Origin of the sequence: Neobacillus muris (genome assembly GCF_943193175.1) — a bacterium.
GTDB lineage: Bacteria > Bacillota > Bacilli > Bacillales > Cytobacillaceae > Neobacillus > Neobacillus muris.
The window spans coordinates 56,520-75,687 of the sequence record NZ_CALPDF010000019.1 but is presented as its reverse complement, the minus strand read 5'-3'; the positions used below and the strand labels follow the sequence as shown (position 1 = coordinate 75,687).

Here is a 19,168-nt window from a genome sequence, read left to right as displayed (position 1 = left end):
ATCGGGGTGGGAGACAGTGTCAGGTGGGCAGTTTGACTGGGGCGGTCGCCTCCTAAAGAGTAACGGAGGCGCCCAAAGGTTCCCTCAGAATGGTTGGAAATCATTCGCAGAGTGTAAAGGCACAAGGGAGCTTGACTGCGAGACCTACAAGTCGAGCAGGGACGAAAGTCGGGCTTAGTGATCCGGTGGTTCCGCATGGAAGGGCCATCGCTCAACGGATAAAAGCTACCCTGGGGATAACAGGCTTATCTCCCCCAAGAGTCCACATCGACGGGGAGGTTTGGCACCTCGATGTCGGCTCATCGCATCCTGGGGCTGTAGTCGGTCCCAAGGGTTGGGCTGTTCGCCCATTAAAGCGGTACGCGAGCTGGGTTCAGAACGTCGTGAGACAGTTCGGTCCCTATCCGTCGTGGGCGCAGGAAATTTGAGAGGAGCTGTCCTTAGTACGAGAGGACCGGGATGGACGCACCGCTGGTGTACCAGTTGTCTTGCCAAAGGCATCGCTGGGTAGCTATGTGCGGACGGGATAAGTGCTGAAAGCATCTAAGCATGAAGCCCCCCTCAAGATGAGATTTCCCATAGCGTCAAGCTAGTAAGATCCCTGAAAGATGATCAGGTTGATAGGTCAGAGGTGGAAGCGCGGTGACGTGTGGAGCTGACTGATACTAATCGATCGAGGACTTAACCAAAACGAAAAGCGGAGGCGACTGTTCAACTTCGACAGACGTTGGAGAGCCGGCACTGTAAATCCCGTACTTTGGATTTGCAGGGACGGATCGAAACGGCCGAGAAGTTAGGAGCCGCAGCTAGCCAAGTCAATTTTTAAGAGAACTCGTAATTGCGTGTGTTTCTTCTGATTATCTAGTTTTGAGAGAATGAAAAAAAATAAAATTTCCTCTTGCAAAATATGAAAAAGACATTATAATAAGATAGTGTCGAATAAATAGTCTGGCGGCGATGGCGAGAAGGTCACACCCGTTCCCATACCGAACACGGAAGTTAAGCTTCTCAGCGCCGATGGTAGTTGGGGCGAAAGCCCCTGTGAGAGTAGGACGCTGCCAGGCGGTTTCAATATTCCGCAGTAGCTCAGTGGTAGAGCTATCGGCTGTTAACCGATCGGTCGTAGGTTCGAATCCTACCTGCGGAGCCATTTAATGGAGAGCTGTCCGAGTGGCCGAAGGAGCACGATTGGAAATCGTGTATACGTTAACCGCGTATCAAGGGTTCAAATCCCTTGCTCTCCGCCATTATATATTCTGGCCCCTTGGTCAAGCGGTTAAGACACCGCCCTTTCACGGCGGTAACACGGGTTCGAATCCCGTAGGGGTCACCATCATGGAGGATTAGCTCAGCTGGGAGAGCATCTGCCTTACAAGCAGAGGGTCGGCGGTTCGATCCCGTCATCCTCCACCATATTTTTATACTTCTTATTATCGCGGGGTGGAGCAACGAGCGTTGCTTCGATGAATCAACTCCGAGTTGTATCAATCGAACTGCTGCTTGAATAAGCTTTCTGAGATTGATACAGTCCGTGAGGTTATGAGCATGGACAAACTAAATACTTCTTATTATCGCGGGGTGGAGCAGTCCGGTAGCTCGTCGGGCTCATAACCCGAAGGTCGCAGGTTCAAATCCTGCCCCCGCAATTCGGTCTGGTAGTTCAGTTGGTTAGAATGCCTGCCTGTCACGCAGGAGGTCGCGGGTTCGAGTCCCGTCCAGACCGCCATATGTTGGCTCAGTAGCTCAGTCGGTAGAGCAAAGGACTGAAAATCCTTGTGTCGGCGGTTCGATTCCGTCCTGAGCCACCATTAGTTTTTGCTATGCCGATGTAGCTCAATAGGTAGAGCAACTGAATCGTAATCAGTAGGTTGGGGGTTCGATTCCTCTCGTCGGCACTTGTTGCTGGCAAATTGAATATATATGTGGAGGGGTAGCGAAGTGGCTAAACGCGGCGGACTGTAAATCCGCTCCCTCAGGGTTCGGCGGTTCGAATCCGTCCCCCTCCACCATCCATTTATAGGGGTATAGTTTAAAGGTAGAACGAAGGTCTCCAAAACCTTTGGTGTGGGTTCGATTCCTACTACCCCTGCCATTTGATAATGGCGGTTGTGGCGAAGTGGTTAACGCACCAGATTGTGGCTCTGGCACTCGTGGGTTCGATTCCCATCAATCGCCCCATTATTTTATTGAAATTAAACTAAACAATATCATATTATTGGGCTATAGCCAAGCGGTAAGGCAACGGACTTTGACTCCGTCATTCGTAGGTTCGAATCCTGCTAGCCCAGTCTTTGTGCGGAAGTAGTTCAGTGGTAGAACACCACCTTGCCAAGGTGGGGGTCGCGGGTTCGAATCCCGTCTTCCGCTCCATGTATATTGGCGGCATAGCCAAGTGGTAAGGCAGAGGTCTGCAAAACCTTTACCACCGGTTCGAATCCGGTTGCCGCCTCCATCATATGCCGGTGTGGCGGAATTGGCAGACGCGCACGACTCAAAATCGTGTTCCTTCTGGAGTGTCGGTTCGACCCCGACCACCGGTATCATAAAAGGCAGTAATGAGAAGGCTCCTATTCAATTGATTGGGAGTTTTTTTGTTTTATATAAATATGATTATTTCCTGGAAAGTCCTATTTCATGAAGCATGTTCCTTATGGTGTCATACGAACCAGTACAACCAGGAATAATAATGGCTAGAAGTAGTAACGCGCTTTCCACGATGGAGTTTGCCAAGGTAAACCACTGCGATGATCTGAACTGCCTTTTCACTTGTTTTTTCTTTGTACCTTTTATTTGTTAATAGTAAAGTTTCTAATCTTTAAAATTTTCTATGGTTTGATAAAAAGTGCTTAAGCGTGGTATAAGTGTAAAAGAATCAAGAACATATTTGTTTTTAAATTTTGGGGAAAGAGTTTGATTCATTATCCCTTAGTGAGAGGATTTGAACTTGAATGATAAATAATTTTTGGCGTGATTTGCCACGGCCATTTTTTATACTTGCACCAATGGAAGAAGTGACGGATGTTGTTTTTCGCCATGTCGTAAGTAAAGCAGCTAGACCCGATGTGTTTTTTACAGAATTTACAAACACGGAGAGTTATTGTCATCCAGATGGAAAGCAGAGTGTGCGTGGGCGTTTGACTTTTACAGATGATGAACAACCAATTGTAGCCCATATATGGGGGGATAAGCCTGAATTCTTCAGACAAATGAGTATGGGTATGGCGAAATTGGGGTTTAGAGGTGTGGATCTTAATATGGGCTGCCCTGTACCGAATGTAGCATCCAGAGGGAAGGGAAGCGGCCTTATCCTCCGCCCGGAAGTCGCTGGAGATCTCATTCAGGCAGCAAAAGAGGGAGGTTTGCCGGTAAGTGTGAAGACACGGCTTGGTTACACGGAAATTGCCGAGTGGCGTGACTGGCTGACACATGTATTGGAAAAGGACATCGCAAATCTTTCTATTCATCTGCGCACAAGAAAGGAAATGAGCCAGGTAGATGCTCATTGGGAGCTGATTCCGGAGATCAAGAAGCTTCGTGACGAGATAGCACCAAATACACTGTTGACCATCAATGGGGATATTCCTGACCGTCAAACCGGCCAGAAACTTGCTGATCAATATGGCGTGGATGGGATCATGATTGGGCGTGGTATTTTTAAAAATCCGTTTGCCTTTGAAACAGATCTGAAAGAACATAGCAGTAAGGAATTGCTTGATCTCTTGAGATTGCATCTTGATCTATATGATCAATATTCAAAAGAATTAGAGCTGCGTCCTTTCACAGCTCTTCATCGCTTTTTTAAGATCTATGTTAAAGGATTTCGAGGGGCGAGTGAATTAAGAAATCAATTGATGAGCACAAAGACAACAGATGAAGTGCGTGCCATGCTAGACCACTTTGAGTGAAGGAATGTTGACGCAGCCAGTAGAATGTTGTGACACTGTCCACCATTATTAACGAATAAAAAAGCGATTTGGAATGAAACCGTCCAAGTCGCTTTTTTATTGACCGATCCACACATAGAGTTCATTTCGATTGTTGAAAGAGTTTGATTGAATAAAAATTCACTTTGCTCTTTTACACACAATATGGATTGGATTTCCATCGGGGTATAAGGTATTACTATTTAGTAACGTATCTGGCGGAATAAAAATTGTCAATCTATTAAAAAAATATTATATAAAACTGCTTATCTACTTATATTTTTATTCTTCAATCGTTAGACCATTTTACGTCACATTCTCGACAATGCCTATCAAAAGGAGATTGTTGCAAATAGTGGAATAAAACAGAGTGAGGAAAAAATTGGGCGTTTTTCTCACATTTTGTCATTCCTTCGTTGGAGAAATTTGATTTGTAGTGGGTGCGGACCTGTACTGTCACGAAAAAGATGGTTTTTGATCGTAATGAAAGGGGGAGTCCATATACTACTCAAAAATGAACAACGCCAAAAAATAGGAGGTTACGAATGAAAAAACGAAAAATGAAGAAACAGCTGGTGGTCTTTTTCTGTTTTACACTTATTTTCAGTATATTTGCACCATATACGGTCTCATATTCACAAACATTAGATGTTCATTCGGTTTCTAAAGAAGTCATGAATGGAAGTTTTGAAGATTCTATCATTCCTGGCTGGAGTCTTGTAACGAGTAATCCATCTACCAGTATCGAAATTAGTGAAGAACGGGTGCATTCTGGTACAAAAAGCCTATATTTTAACGATTCCAATGCCAATAATCCAGGAAATTTACAGGTGACAAGTGAGAGGATAGCCGTTACTTCAGGGGAGATGTATACTGCGAAGGCATTTGTCAATGTTGTGGCCCAGACACATAGTATTGGTTTTGAGGTGCACTATTATAATGAAGCAGGGCAAAAGGTGGGAACAGCTGCCTTTATTAATTTCCGAGCAGCAGATTTAGGTACAAACCAGTGGACTGAGATCAGTGTGCCGTTCACCGTTCCAGAGGATGCAAAACAGGTGGAGCTCCGCTTTAACTCGGGTCATCCTTCACATACTGAAGCCTATTTTGATGATGTGAAAATTGTGAAGGATTCCGACTCCACAGAAATAGTACCGGTAAACGCATCCTTTGAAGAGGAGGTGGTGATTCCCGGATGGAGTCTGGTTACAAACAATCCATCTACTACTATCGGATTTAGTGAAGAGAGAACTCATACTGGAAGCAAAAGCTTATATTTCAAGGATGATAATAGCAAGAATCCAGGGAATCTGCAGGTAACAAGTGAAAAGATTTCTGTAACACCAGGAGAATCCTATACAGCCAAAGCCTTCGTGAACGTGGTGAGCCAGTCACAGAGTATTGGCTTTGAGGTTCACTATTATAATGAAGCGGGGCAAAAGGTGGGAACGGCTGCCTTTATTAACTTCCAGGCTGCAGATTTAGGAACGAATCAATGGACCGAAATTCAGGTTCCTTTTGACGTCCCAGTGGGTGCCACACAAATTGAGATTCGTTTCAACTCAGGACATCCTTCGATTACTGAAGCATACTTTGATGATGTAACGATTGAAAGCAGTGGGAAGGAGCCGCCGCCTGAAGAGAATATTAACCTTGAAGTGCTGAACCCAGATTTTGAATCTCCCGTGGAAGAGGGAAGGATTCCTGGCTGGGCTTCAGAATTTGCAGGGCCAGGTATTGAAATTAGCACGGATCGAGCCCGCAGCGGCGTGCAAAGCTTACATTTACTAGATACTACTGACCAAGCTGGCGTAAGTGCCTTAAGTGATAAGATTGCAGTTGAGGCAGGCAGCTCTTATTTATTAACGGTATATGCGAATACAGTGAGTCAGACACATAATGTCGTGACAGAAATTCGTTATTTCGATGAAAATAATAATAGCATTACAGAGGATCGAGAGCTTAATGGAGACCTTCCGAAAAATGATTGGATTGATTTAAAGGTATTTAGTGTTGTCCCTGAAAATGCAGCATATGCAAGACTAGCATTATATTCTGGGGGCATCAGTTTTACAGAGGTATATTTTGATGATGTTACCTTTCAAAAAGTGACAGATGATTCCCAATTGGATCGTGAATATGCGGCTCCGATTAATCTAGGAGAAATGGTTCATGTTCAACTAGGACAAGCTGGTGCCATTCAAGAAAATAGTTTAGGAGAAAACGAGGTCTATTATCATTCCAACGGTCATCCAGGAACGTTCTCAGTATTAGATGCTGAAACGGGAAAGCTAAAGTTTTCTCAAGTCATTCCTAATACAGAAGCCGTATGGGCGATCACCATCGGCCCTGACAAGAATGTGTACTTTGCGGGTACAGCAGATGGGAAATTGTATCGTTATGTTCCAGCGTTAAAAGAAGTTCAAGACCTGGGAGCAAATCCTTCTGAAGCTTGGGTTTGGGATATTGAGGCGGCGCCAGATGGAAAAATTTATGGTGCCACGTATCCAGGTGCCGGCCTATTCGAATATGATATCTACACTGGTACTTTCAGAGATTTAGGGCCTGTCACTGACCAGGACTATGCCCGTGGTTTAATGGTTGATGGTGATTATATTTATGTGGGTATCGGGACAACGAAGCATCTGTATAAGATTAATCGTCATACCGGTGAAAAAGAGGAGCTTATTTTAGACGGGCAATCAGGCGAAAATGGAATGATTCAGGATGTATGGGCGGTTAACGGGAAGCTGCTTGTGGCTGTTTCAACCATTGATATGCTGGTCGTTGATCCAGAGACTATGAAAATAGAAGGTTCGTTCCAATTTAGTAATATGATTTCTGAACCAGACCCCAATCAGCCAAATATGATTTATTATAAAAATGGAACACAATTGTACAAATATGATTTAAATTTGAACAAAGAGACGTTAATTGAGGGGATTCCAATCCTTCCTGATACGCCAAGGGTTAAGGATATGGCTTGGATAACGTTAGCTAGTGGTGAAACAGTACTGGCGTTTGTTACACAATATGGCGAGTACATGCAATATAATCCAAGGATGAATTCTTTATCGTTTGTTGCGTTAGATCTGGCCGCAACAGCAGTAGCAATCCAATCACTAGAAACTGGGCCAGATGGAAAACTATATATGGGTGGATATCAGCGCGGGATGAGTGTTTATAATCCGTTTAGCGATGAAATCGAAGTGAATATTTCTTCATTTGCCCAGCCAGAAGGGATTGGATTCTTAGGAGATAACGCTTATTTTGGAACGTATGTAGGGGCTATTATGTACAGCTATGATCCGACACAGCCAGTTGATTTAAATAGCAATCCAATGCTTGCATATGATATTCAAGACGAACAGGATCGGCCCTTTGCGATTACATCAGGGGATAACAAGCTTTTTGTTGGAACTGTCCCTGATTATGGTGTATTAGGTGGTGTTCTTGCCATTTATGATGATGAGACTAAGGAATGGACGCAGCAGCGAAATGTAGTTCAGGATCAAAGTATTATTAGTCTAGCCTATCATGACGGGAAACTTTTTGGAGGAACGTCTATATGGGGTGGACTAGGAATTGATCCAAAAGCGGAGGAAGCCAAAATTTTTGTGTGGGATGTAGAAAAAGGTGAAAAGATTGCCGAATTTACCCCGCAAATTCCAGGAATCGATGTCACTCCGCGTATGATTGGTGATTTATCAATCGGCCCTGATGGTTATCTATGGGGGGCTGTTGAAGGAACCATTTTCAAAATGGATCCAGAAACGTATGAAGTCATTGATAGTAAAGTCATTCGACCTAGTCTATATAACAGCAGTAAATGGTTCCCTTACCGTCTTGAATGGGGGCCAGATGGAATGCTTTACACAACATTATCCCGCAGTCTAATTGTGATTGACCCAGAAACCCTCGATTACAAAGTGCTTGTGGAGGATTTCATGAACAGCATGACGGTGGGAGTGGATGGAAGCATCTATTATGCTGTAGGAAGCGAGCTTTATAAAATACCAGTACCTGAGACAGATGCCACCCTATCATCGATTAACATTGATGGAAAAGCAATGGAAGGCTTCCAGCCAGGAAAACGAAAATACACTGTTCCATATGATCCAACGGAAAATATTCAAGTGGTGGCCGCTCAATCAGGTGCAGATATTGACGTCGTCCATTCTTCTGAGGAAACGAAAATCATTGTAACCGGACTTGATGGAATTTCAACGTTAACCTATACAATCGCATGGTCAGGCGTAGAAAATCCAGGTGATGGAGAAGGTCCAGGTAAGGGAGAAGATCCCGGTGATGGGAAAGACCCAAGTGATGGCGAAGATCCAAACATCAGCCAAAACCCTGGCGAAGGAAAAAACCCAGGTAATGAGAAAAGTCCAAGTAATGGTAATCAACAAGGCAATATATTGCCAAACACTGCAACCACAATCTATACGAATCTTTTTGCAGGATTACTCTTCTTTAGTGTGGGCGTAGTACTTTATGCAGTATCTCGTAGAAGAAGGATATAAAGTGAATCCTGCCACTAGTGAAGTACATTAAGACACAACCAGTGGATAAAAACTCTAGCACGGTTGCTGGAAACATGAAAAAAGGTTTTCTGTCCCCACACAGAAAACCTTTTTTATGCTTATTTTGTAAACTCGGACTCAATCGAATCGACGTTGCTGTGCAAGGTTTGTTTAATTGTTTGATCAATTGTGCTCCGATCTAAATGCTTGCGGAAATCATCAAGAAACTTCACAGCTTGATTCGGATTTTCTTTTAGGTAGAAGTGCTGTGCTTGTTTTAATGAATTTCCTAGCTGCTTAGTGAGTGAATGAGGAATGCTTCCAGCTTCTTCAAAAGCAAGGATTTGGTCATTCAATGAAGCCGTACTGACTTGGATTGTAATGGTAATCGCATTTGTTGTGACCTCTCCGCCATTGTAAGATATCTTTGCATATATTTCAGTCGTTCCTGCGTTCTTGGCGATTATTTTTCCATTTTCAATCACAGCGGCATCAGGGTTTGAATTGGTCCATTTGATGTCTGCACCTGTTAAATCAATGTTGTTTCCATTTACTAAAGTTACGGCTGCATTGAGGTCTTGTGCAGTGCCTTGCAGCATGACATCATCTTTGACGGCTAATGAGCCATTCTGCAGCTTGACAGGTAATTGGTATAGATTTTGGTCGGCGGTATAGTAGACGTTACCTTCCTGATCTACGTCCATGAGTTGAACAGTGCCAGTCACCAATTGCTTCATTTTCATTGTTGTGGGATCAATGACTGTCAGCTTGCGCCCTGCTGTTGTGTAGAGATAGCCTTGATTATCCCAGCGAATGAAGAATGGGCGCCATTCACTGCCTCTGTTTTCTCCCTTATAAAGCTGAGTGCTTTTAACAATTTCACGATTATCTGGATTCATCGCAAAGACCACTGAGTTGTAGGCACCTTTATCATCTAAGCCCCACGCAGCACCCCAAATGTTTCCATCAGGGCCAACCGATAACTCACCAATCATTTCTGGTTTTGCTAATCCTTCAACATGGAGGTCGAACACATCATGTGAACCCGTTTCAACATTATATTCAAACATTTTCGCGACTGGCTCGGTAGGCTCAATTCCCAGCCCTCCAGAAATAGTGGATCCACCAAACACTGTGCCGTCATGGTAGGCCAATCCAATAATACTTTGATTCTGGATGATGTTACGGATGGTTTTCCATTCATCGGCTGCAGCATCATAAATGCTAAAGGCGCCGCCTAATTTTCCGTAATCTGATATGGTGCCAACAAAGAGCTTGTTTTCACCTGATGCAAATGTGAAAGGCCGGCTTTGATCATCGCCCATATCATAAACCATCTCAGGATTATCACCACTCCCGCCATCTGAGTAGGCAAATGGCAGGTCTGGATCATATTTGAAAATTCTGGCTCCGCCGTATGTGCCTAGATAGACATCCCCATTTAAAAAGCCGATTCCTTCAATTTGGTGAGGATCCCGCTCCTGGAGGATGTATTTGTCCGTAGATGTATCAAAGACGCCGAAGGAGCCTTGATAGCCGCCCATGTAAATTTTTTGGTCATCCCCGATTTCTAAGCTTTGCATTAACAGCCCTTGCATATCCACTTCAGGGTAACTGACTGATACAGTATTCGTTGTTGGATCAAAAATGGAATATTCAAGCTGATAATGTAAAATGGCCAATACATCCTTACCGCTTTCATCTTTAATCCAGCGAATGGCTTTAGCAGGTGTAGCAGGAAGCTGGACAGTTGGCTCTACCTTAGCGGTTTCATGTGTTCTCATATCGTAGGTCCATAGCTGCTGTGTATTTTTATTAATAAAATAAATAATGTTTTCATCATATGGAGATGGTGAGGAGATCAGCCCATCAAAGGTAACTTCATCCTGCCAATCCATTGTATTCATTACTTCGCCTGTGGCTTTGTCGATAGTTACCATGGAAGTTCCATAGGCTACAAAAATATTATTTCCATATTCCCAAATATTCGATATTTGTGTAGAGACGCCTGTAATAGGCAGATGAATTTCAGTTCTTTCACCTGTTTTTAAATCCATTTTCATTAAATAAGCAGTCGTGCCTGTGCCGACATAAAGACTTTCATCGGTAATACCAAGTCCGCGTGCATACTGTTGACCTTCGTAGAATGTACCTAAATCAGTAAATTGACTTGTTTCAATATCATATTCGAACACCTTTGCATTTGGATAGGTTGCGCCATAGATTTTTCCATCATGGGAAGCTTCTAGCTGCCAAACCCAATTATCAGAGGGGTTTTTTCCAAGCTGCTCAATCCGGTGCTCCTTCACAAGATATCTGTAGAGAATTCCATTCTGTGTACCAGCAAAGTACACATTGCCATCTGCCCCAATCACCATTCCCCACACGACATCATTTCCAGGTAGGCTTTGTGAAAAAATTTTCTTGCCAGTTATCGCATCAGCTGCATAAAATGTGGCTGGTGCACCGTTTGTTGCATAGTATAGTTCACCATCGCCAATGGCTACACCTTGAGACTGTGCTGCCAATGCGGCAGGACCATGATTGATCGTCTCTCCGAATTCGATAGGGAAATCTAGAATGTTTGATTCCTTTTCAAATAGTTTTACATCATCATAATATCCTTTCATCGTCGCAGTAGATGATTGATAGATAAAGATTTTTAACCCTTTTGCACCAGCTGGTGCTGTTGCCTGGATCTCGATGTTTTGCCACTGATTCAAACTGGAAACGTCAAAATATTGTGGATTATCGGCAATGATGGTTCCCTTGTCATTTGTCCAACGCAGCCATATTCCCGGCTTGCCTTTGAATTCTTCTACAAAAAGCTGTGCTGATAATTTATATTGATTTCCTTCTTTTATCGGTATTTCCTGACTGAATAAGCCGACAACACCGCTATTATTTACTGCTAGACTTTGCTTACCCGAAAACGCAGTATTGTCGGAAATGGACATACCTGTCCGGTAGCCGCCAGTCCAATATAGCCATGATGGCAAATCGGCAGCTGAAGCTGGCGGAGCTTCAAAATCACCATTTGGAACCTGAATTTCTGTCCAGCCATCATTCGCAGCAGCTGCTGTGGCCGGTTGCTGCATAAAGGGAAAAGAGGGTACGACTAAAAGTGCAGCTAGAAAAACGATAATAAATCTTTTACGAATATTTTTCAATTTAGTTTTCCTCCTGGCTTCATTGATTTGAGTTGAAAAGACTGAGCACTTTTACCTGTTTCTTCATACACACACTTGCAAACGGCGAATGAATCAAGTAGACTTCTTTTCTATTTCACCCCCATTTTTTCTAATCAATTACCTTCTATGTGCAGGATGCATGCAAAAAAATATGCGTAATTATTAGAAAACTCTGATTTCAATTACAGATTATAGAAAGTGACTAGTCTTTAAAATGTCTATAATTTTTTTAGGACAATAGTAGGAGGAAACGGTTAATAGGAAAAAGGACCACATTTCTTCAAAGAAGAAATGCAGCCCTTTTATCTAAATGCTATTGTTTCCAAATGTAGATTTCATTCGCTGGATGGGGTCATCCTCAATAGACTCATCCCACTGGAGTACTTGGCCGCAGGCCTCTAGCGCATTTTTCAGCTGTTCATAAGGAACGTCTTGAACCGTTATGCTGTGATGATGAGCTAAAGCCGCTGCAGTTCCGGCAGATTGGCCAAGGATCATGAACACAGGCTCCATGCGAATCGAACCATAGGCAATATGGGAGCTCGATAAACATACTGGAACGAGCAAATTCGTACATTCCCCGGCTTTCGGACGAATGGAACGATAGGAAATCGGATAGGGGGCAATCGGCACTTCCACATCTCCTTCATTATAAACCCGGCCGTCAATGATCAATCTCCTGCAATGATGCGAATCCATTTGGTAGGAGGCTAGGCCAATAGAATCCTCTACTGAGGTGTCCCCTAAACAATTGTGATCTGTCATCACATAATCAGAAATCATTCTTCGCGCTTCGCGGATGTAGAGCTGATGCGGCCAATGTCCCGTTTCTTCGAATTCATCACGAGCTAATCCCCACTCATTGACCTCCTGGCGAATCACTTGAGGAACATCCTCATCATTAGCAAGAAAATAAAGCATGCCAAGAGTGTATGTAAAATGATCTTGGAAAATTCTTTCCCGAGTTTCATAGCTTCCTTCTGGCCATTCGTAATTCATCCCAATATTATCAGTCGAAAAGCCCCCATAATTATTCAAGTCTGTTTTTCCATTGGGCAGCATCTTATGAAGATTCATCGCGTCCCATACCCCGGCATGGATATAGCGCAGCAATATTATATAGCGGTCCCGGTCATAGGAAGGCGGTTTAGGAAAAGGGACACGGTTAGCAGGGTCTTTCGTTAAGCAAATGCGAAAATTATAGGCCTGGATCCGCTGATCTCCTTGTCCTTGATAGCCAAGCGTTTCATGGCTAGATTCTGTTATCCCTGGCAAGATTCCACTTGAAGGATCTCCTTCGACGACATAAGGGTCAATCCATGTCTTAAATTGATGATGGGGATGCCCAAATTGGATTCCATTATAGGTCTCCTTGTAGGTGGCATTTGATTCTCTGCCTACAAAGTACGTGACACCTGCTTTGGCAAGCAGGTCTCCTTCATAGCTGGCATCAATGAAATAGCCGCCTAGATAGGTCGTGCCATCCTCCATGGTGATTTCCTTTATCCTGCAATTCTCGGTTTTTACTTCCAGTAAATGTTGATGGAAAATAACTTCAATTTCATCATTTTTCAGCCATTTTTCAAAAACATAGTTGGCTGCCTTTGGTTCAAAGGTCCATTGCTCATCTGTATCGTAATAGGTTCCTAGTTCCTGAAAAAATTGTCTTGCTAAACCTCCAATTGCTTCCTTTGCACCGCTATCAGAGGCACCGAGCCCGCTGGCTGTCATTCCGCCGATATGGCCGCCGAATTCAGCGATGATAACAGACAGGCCCATTCGTTTTGCTGAAATAGCCGCTGTGATGCCAGCGGGGGTTGCCCCATATATGATTAAATCCCTTTTAATTGCTATTGGTTCCGTTGCTTCAGGCATAGACACATAATAATGCAATTGACTGAAATCCATTTGATAACCTCCTAGGGATGGGATACATTGCTCAGAACTTCACCCTAAAGTGTAAAAGAATAATCGGAATAATCAAGACTTTTATAAGTCTTTAAGTCTTTACCCGCTAAAATTTGGGGCAAAAAAAAGAGTGCCGATATGCACCGCCACTCTTTTCGGATATTGATTAATTGGGTAACATCTTTTTCCGTCCGGTAATTTTGTGAATAGCGCGATTGCTGCACCATGTGACGGCTATGGCTAAAACACTTCCCGTAAATAAGGGGATAATCCCAGGAATAAAGCGCACGATGATCATAAGGCCCATACAGGCAGCCAACATAAGAAGTGTTTCCAGAAAGGAACTTGCCCCAATCATAAAAGATTGTTTAATATATTGAAAGAATTTCATGTCAAATTGAGTATAGACAGGAAAGAAATATAGCAGCGTTACGAGAAACGATATCGCAATAAATCCGATTACAGGGATCATAAATGGTAATGATGAACCATTCATTTGTAAAAACATAAAGTCATAGATCAACATATAGCCAATTATGATGAAAAATAAACCGAATTTATTTAAGGATATAAACTCTTTTTTATAGGCTATCCAAAAGGTATGGAAGACCTTATCTACTGGTTCTTTTCGCAGCCACTGCTGGACAATGATATACATGGCGCCAGTTGCAGGAAATAGGCCAAATAGCCCCAGCCCTATAACGGTAAAGACAATCCAAAGGATATTTAGATATGCAATCTTTAACATCCACGTTGCAAAGAAATTAAATTTCTCCCAGCCGCCCAAATACGTCACCTCATTAATATTTCATGAATGATCAAATGGTTGAAAAAAGAATGTAAGGTAAGTTATTTAAAGACATTTAATAGACTTGTCAGTTTATAAAAATGCCATAAAATAGAAAGTAAGAATTAAGATTAGTTGTATTATAGCATAATTCAAAAAATTAAGCGGTTACATTTTTTGGGGTGATATGGTTTTGGCTTGAGTAAATTTGTTAAGTGGATCAATTAAGAAAGACAAGAAGATTAAGAAATAGAGGTGAAACAAATGGCAGAGTATCGATTACTAGAAAAAGAAGATTTTCAACAGGCGATTGATTTAGCGGATAAGGTGTTTCGGAAGGAAGGTCATGTATCGATGGGAATTGCCTTCCCTCAGGTATTTTCTTCAGCCTTGCATCAATCATATGGTGCCTTTATTGATGGGAAATTAGTTTCTTTTATCGGATTAGTTCCGTCGATTGTTCATATCGAGAAGGCTGAAGTACAGGCCTATTCTATTGGGGCAGTTTGTACAGAGCCTGATTATCGAAGAAGAGGATTCGCTAATGCATTATTAGAAATGATTTTTGAGCATGTCAATCGGTCAGGTGCGTCTGTACTGTTCATTTCAGGCGATTTGCCCATCTACATCAAACAAGGCTGCAGCTATTATGGAAAAATGAAACAATATGTACTAAACCAAGGTGACATCCAAGTGAATGATGGCTATACAATAAGGGAGCTTCAACAGTTTGACTGGTTTGATTTAAGAAGGATAAGCCAAAATCGGTGTATCCGATATGAACAAAGTATATATGAACTGGCTCTCCTTAATGAGTCAGCAGGGTACGCAAGTATTTTTAAAAATCATCATAAGGTCCTTATAGCAGAAAAGAATCAGGAGGTTCGGGCATTTTTAGTGTTCGGAGTCCCTTACGATGAGCAAGAGAAGGCGGAGTCTCGTGTGATTGAATGGGGCGGAGAACCTGGGGTGATTAAGAGTTTAGTTGGAAAAGCATTTACATACGGGATACATTCGTTGATTTTCAATCTTCCTGCTTATGAAACAGAGCTTGTCCAACAGTTAGAGCCGTACGAGAAGGCAGAACGACTATTTCCAGGAACAATGAAGATTATCAATTTGGAGGTGCTGTTAAAGCAGCTTCGTCCATATTTAGAAGGGAAAGTTGAGATTTCAACTGTAGATGAAAATCATAAAAAACTTTCCTATCATGATACTTCTGTCCAGATGAAAAACGAAGAAGTTGAAGAGCTGATCTATAAAGGAAGCAAACAGGCAGATTCCTATTTACAGGAAATTTTTCCGATTCCATTTCCATTTCCACAGGGGCTGAACTATGTGTAAACAAGTTCTGGGTGTTACGAAATAAGTTTTGGGAGTCCTTCGATTTAAAGACGCTTTATAGACTTGTCACAATATTACAAAAAAACTAGAATATAGGTAATAAGATTTAAAGGATACTGCTTTTTAATATCCGTTTGTTAACGCCATCCATTTATCAAACAAACAAAGAGGGACGCTTTAAGGAGGGGACCAAAGAAAAAAATCATAGGGTAATAAGTCTTTTGGAACTCGTAAAAAACTTAATCTGGGGGGATTGTGTAAATGAAAAAGAAAAGTTTATGGTTTATCGTACTATTGTTTACATTTAGCATATTTATTGCAGGCTGCAGCGATGATGAAAAGACCACATCAAAGGAAAGCAAAGAGGATGGAAAAGTTGATGGAGAAATAACTGTCTGGGTACATCCTTATACAAGTGATGCGAAAAAAGAAGAAGACATGTGGAAAGAAATCGTTGCAAATTATAATAAAGACTTCCCTGATGTAAAAGTTAACATTGAGACCATTCCTTGGGCAAATCGCGATCAAAAGGTTTTAACTGCATTAGCGGCTAATAATGGTCCAGACGTATTCTATGCAATTCCTGACCAAATGCCGCAATATGCAGATGCAGGAATGCTGCTGGAATTAGACCCCTATTTAAAAGATAGTGATCTTGACGGATTTGTAGAATCTTCATTAGTATCTACTACTTGGAAGGGCAAGAAATACGGCCTGCCAATTTTACAAGAGGCTTACACCTTTTTCTATAACCTTGATGTGGTTAAAGCAATTGGGGAAGATCCATCTAAGCTTCCAACTACTTGGGAAGAATTTGAAGCATGGGCAGCTAAAGCGAAAGAAAAAGATTTCTATGCATTATCATATGCCGGCGGCGGATCGATGAACGGAACGATCTATCCATGGATTTGGCAGGCTGGCGGGGATGTAGTGACAGAGGATAATAAAGTCCTGATAAACAGTGCTGATAGTGTAAAAGCGTTCGAAATGGTTAATAACCTGTATAAAAACAAATACATTCCTGAGGATTCCATTACAGCAAGCAACCAAAATGAATTATGGTTTGGCGGTAAAATCATGGCGGTTCTTGGATCAGGCATTGACATTACGATGCTCCAAAAAGAAGGTAAATTTGATTTTGCCATTGCACCGCCATTAAAGGATAAAAAACAATTAACCTATGGTACAACAGGAATGTTTGTTGTTCCTTCAAACAGTGATAATCCTGATGCAGCAGCTGAATTTGTAAAAGCTGTTACAAATACTGATAACCAGCGGATCTTTAATACAGTCACTCAATATATCCCGACACAAGAAGCGGCAAAGGATATCTTTGCTTCAAATGAATATATGAATCAGCTATCAGGATATACACAATATGCATTACCAGGTGTAATTCATCCAAAGGGACGTGCGATCATGCCATTTATTCAGGCTGAGGTACAATCTATGATGGCAGGAGAAAAAACTCCTAAAGAAGCAGCAGATGCAGCAGCTAAAAAGATTGAAGCTGAGTTAGCTAAACCATAAACCAATAGCTTCTTTCATAAGAGAGTTTTATTCCATTGTGAATAAAGCTCTCTATTAATTGAAAAACCCCTTTGTTACATGTCAATTATTCATTTTTCCTTGAATGAACAATACATGCAGCAAGCTTATCAAAAATAGAAATAAGGTGATTGCTTGGATAAGGTCATAGAAAAGAATACCAAGGTGCCTTTATTACATGAACAAAAGGTAAAGGCTCCTTTACTAAAAAGGATTAAGGATGAATGGAAAAAGAATGCTCTCGTCTATATCATTCTCATTCCCATTCTCATCCATTTTCTTATCTTTCAAGTCTTTCCATTTGTTTATAGTTTCTTCTTAACATTCCTGCATTATCGAATTATCGGTACCTCTGAATTCGTCGGCCTGCAAAACTGGAAGCAATTGTTCCAGGATGAAATTGCTTGGAAATCCATTTGGAATACGATTTTATTTTCCTTCTATTATATAGTCCCTACCATGGCAATAGGTTTGATATTAGCACTCGTGATCAAATCAGGAATTCGCTTTACGAAGTTTTTTAAAGGGATCTTTTTCCTTCCTGTGGTGACATCGTTTGTTGTGGTGGCAGGGATTTGGGAATGGCTCTTTTCCGGGACGGAATCAGGATTTATTAACTACTTGTTAAGCTTTTTAGGGATTGACACCCAATTATTCCTATCAGATTCCTCGCAGGCACTAATTGTATTGGCTGGCTTGAGTATATTTAAAGTCTCCGGCAGTACCATGATCTATTATTTTGCAGGGCTGCAGTCCATTCCTAAGGATATGTATGAGGCAGCAAAAATCGATGGGGCCTCAGCATTTAAACAGTTTTGGATGATCACGTTCCCATTGCTAAAACCCATTCATTTCTATGTGTTAATCATTACGACAATTGGTTCCTTCCAAATCTTTGACTCTGCGTTTCTTTTAACAAATGGCGGACCTAACTTCTCGACAAGTACTATTGTGTATTATCTGTATACAATTGGCTTCACTAACCTGAATTTCAGCTATGCAGCGGTATTATCATACGTATTATTCGTGATTATCTTAATCGTGTCGCTTATTCAGAGGAAATATTTTGGAAATGATCAAAGTATTTATTAAGAGATGAGCGTGATAGTAAGGGAGATGAACTTCTTGTTAAAAAAAATACTAAAGTATCTTGTAACGTTCTTCCTCGGATTTTGCTTTCTCCTTCCATTTTTAATCATGGTGTTAAGCTCGTTTAAAGTAACGACGTATGCAGCATTGGATCCTTTATTTTGGCTTCCTACGGATCCGTCATGGAGTAACTTTGCCTATCTATTTAGAAATGACAATTTCCTGCGCTGGATCTTTAACTCCATCGTTGTAACGGTTATCCCTGTGTTCTCACAAATGTTCTTTGCTGCAATATTGGGTTATATATTTGCTAGAAAGCAATTTGTCGGCAGGGAAATTATTTTTTGGACATTCATGGCAGTTATCATGATTCCATCCCAATTGCTGATCATTCCAAAATTTATTATGTTCTCCAAATTTCAATGGATCAATGAATACCAATCATTAATTGTTCCGGAGCTATGGGCGATTATGGGCGTTTTCTTAGTTCGCCAATTTATGCAGGGGATTCCAATGGAATTAGAGGAAGCAGCCCGAATGGATGGAGCCAATGATTTTCAGGTTTTCCGCAGAATTTATATGCCATTAGCATTCCCATCCGTTGCAACGGTAGGAACCTTCGCTTTCGTAAGTAACTGGAATGACTTATTTCAGCCTTTAATTTATATGACAAATGAAAAAATGTTCCCGATCACAGTCGGATTAGCATCAACACTGAACAAGGAAGGAAATTTTGGTATTGAAATGGCAGGGGCTACTATTTCCTTTATCCCAACCTTTTTAATCTTTTTGTTCTTCCAGAAGTATTTTACCGAAGGCATTCAGCTGTCAGGTTTAAAATAAGTTTTTGAT

At 41.8% G+C, this 19,168-nt stretch carries 9 protein-coding genes, 15 tRNA genes and 2 rRNA genes; 23 read left to right on the top strand and 3 right to left on the bottom strand.

What is annotated here, in order from left to right; all coding sequences use genetic code 11:
• The 19 genes from NFS43_RS13725 to NFS43_RS13635 all read left to right on the top strand — a co-directional run.
• A 23S ribosomal RNA gene (locus NFS43_RS13725) occupies positions 1 to 689 on the top strand; the annotation flags it as partial.
• A 258-nt stretch (positions 690 to 947) separates the two neighbouring features.
• Positions 948 to 1,064, top strand: a 5S ribosomal RNA gene (rrf, locus tag NFS43_RS13720).
• Between the two features lie 11 nt (positions 1,065 to 1,075).
• A tRNA-Asn gene (locus NFS43_RS13715) sits at positions 1,076 to 1,150 on the top strand.
• A gap of 6 nt (positions 1,151 to 1,156) precedes the next feature.
• Positions 1,157 to 1,247: transfer RNA gene (locus tag NFS43_RS13710), tRNA-Ser, on the top strand.
• 11 nt (positions 1,248 to 1,258) lie between these two features.
• Positions 1,259 to 1,333, top strand: a tRNA-Glu gene (locus NFS43_RS13705).
• Between the two features lie 4 nt (positions 1,334 to 1,337).
• A tRNA-Val gene (locus tag NFS43_RS13700) sits at positions 1,338 to 1,413 on the top strand.
• Between the two features lie 159 nt (positions 1,414 to 1,572).
• Positions 1,573 to 1,646, top strand: a tRNA-Met gene (locus NFS43_RS13695).
• A gap of 3 nt (positions 1,647 to 1,649) precedes the next feature.
• Positions 1,650 to 1,726, top strand: a tRNA-Asp gene (locus NFS43_RS13690).
• Between the two features lie 6 nt (positions 1,727 to 1,732).
• Positions 1,733 to 1,808, top strand: a tRNA-Phe gene (locus tag NFS43_RS13685).
• A gap of 14 nt (positions 1,809 to 1,822) precedes the next feature.
• Positions 1,823 to 1,895 (top strand) — tRNA-Thr (locus tag NFS43_RS13680).
• A 29-nt stretch (positions 1,896 to 1,924) separates the two neighbouring features.
• A tRNA-Tyr gene (locus NFS43_RS13675) sits at positions 1,925 to 2,009 on the top strand.
• Between the two features lie 9 nt (positions 2,010 to 2,018).
• Positions 2,019 to 2,092: transfer RNA gene (locus tag NFS43_RS13670), tRNA-Trp, on the top strand.
• Positions 2,093 to 2,102: 10 nt separating this feature from the next.
• Positions 2,103 to 2,178, top strand: a tRNA-His gene (locus NFS43_RS13665).
• A 38-nt stretch (positions 2,179 to 2,216) separates the two neighbouring features.
• Positions 2,217 to 2,288: transfer RNA gene (locus NFS43_RS13660), tRNA-Gln, on the top strand.
• A 7-nt stretch (positions 2,289 to 2,295) separates the two neighbouring features.
• Positions 2,296 to 2,370, top strand: a tRNA-Gly gene (locus NFS43_RS13655).
• An 8-nt stretch (positions 2,371 to 2,378) separates the two neighbouring features.
• Positions 2,379 to 2,452: transfer RNA gene (locus NFS43_RS13650), tRNA-Cys, on the top strand.
• A 6-nt stretch (positions 2,453 to 2,458) separates the two neighbouring features.
• A tRNA-Leu gene (locus NFS43_RS13645) sits at positions 2,459 to 2,540 on the top strand.
• Between the two features lie 408 nt (positions 2,541 to 2,948).
• On the top strand, positions 2,949 to 3,905 hold the full coding sequence (locus NFS43_RS13640) for a tRNA dihydrouridine synthase (RefSeq protein ID WP_251552223.1): 957 nt from the start codon (positions 2,949 to 2,951) through the stop codon (positions 3,903 to 3,905).
• A 563-nt stretch (positions 3,906 to 4,468) separates the two neighbouring features.
• Positions 4,469 to 8,449: a carbohydrate binding domain-containing protein gene (locus NFS43_RS13635; RefSeq protein ID WP_251552222.1), complete on the top strand. Its 3,981-nt coding sequence runs from the start codon at positions 4,469 to 4,471 to the stop codon at positions 8,447 to 8,449.
• Between the two features lie 119 nt (positions 8,450 to 8,568).
• Here NFS43_RS13635 and NFS43_RS13630 read toward each other — a convergent pair whose 3' ends face one another.
• From NFS43_RS13630 to NFS43_RS13620, 3 genes are all read right to left on the bottom strand, one after another.
• Positions 8,569 to 11,619 carry an FIMAH domain-containing protein gene (locus NFS43_RS13630; RefSeq protein WP_251552221.1) on the bottom strand — a complete coding sequence of 1,017 codons (3,051 nt, stop codon included), beginning with the start codon at positions 11,617 to 11,619 and terminating at the stop codon, positions 8,569 to 8,571.
• A 327-nt stretch (positions 11,620 to 11,946) separates the two neighbouring features.
• Positions 11,947 to 13,548, bottom strand: coding sequence for an FAD-dependent oxidoreductase (locus NFS43_RS13625; RefSeq protein WP_251552220.1), 1,602 nt, complete (start codon positions 13,546 to 13,548; stop codon positions 11,947 to 11,949).
• Between the two features lie 166 nt (positions 13,549 to 13,714).
• Positions 13,715 to 14,296: a YesL family protein gene (locus NFS43_RS13620; protein WP_251552219.1), complete on the bottom strand. Its 582-nt coding sequence runs from the start codon at positions 14,294 to 14,296 to the stop codon at positions 13,715 to 13,717.
• Positions 14,297 to 14,599: 303 nt separating this feature from the next.
• Here NFS43_RS13620 and NFS43_RS13615 point away from each other — a divergent pair, with 303 nt between their 5' ends.
• The 4 genes from NFS43_RS13615 to NFS43_RS13600 all read left to right on the top strand — a co-directional run bounded on the left by NFS43_RS13615 (position 14,600) and on the right by NFS43_RS13600 (position 19,159).
• A complete protein-coding gene (locus tag NFS43_RS13615; protein WP_251552218.1) occupies positions 14,600 to 15,679 on the top strand; it encodes a GNAT family N-acetyltransferase in 1,080 nt (359 codons plus the stop codon).
• Between the two features lie 261 nt (positions 15,680 to 15,940).
• Positions 15,941 to 17,209, top strand: coding sequence for a sugar ABC transporter substrate-binding protein (locus tag NFS43_RS13610; protein WP_251552217.1), 1,269 nt, complete (start codon positions 15,941 to 15,943; stop codon positions 17,207 to 17,209).
• A gap of 153 nt (positions 17,210 to 17,362) precedes the next feature.
• On the top strand, positions 17,363 to 18,319 hold the full coding sequence (locus NFS43_RS13605) for a carbohydrate ABC transporter permease (RefSeq protein ID WP_420910332.1): 957 nt from the start codon (positions 17,363 to 17,365) through the stop codon (positions 18,317 to 18,319).
• A 24-nt stretch (positions 18,320 to 18,343) separates the two neighbouring features.
• Complete coding sequence (locus tag NFS43_RS13600; protein ID WP_251552233.1) at positions 18,344 to 19,159, top strand: carbohydrate ABC transporter permease; 816 nt, start codon at positions 18,344 to 18,346, stop codon at positions 19,157 to 19,159.
• The last annotated feature ends 9 nt before the right edge of the window (positions 19,160 to 19,168 follow it).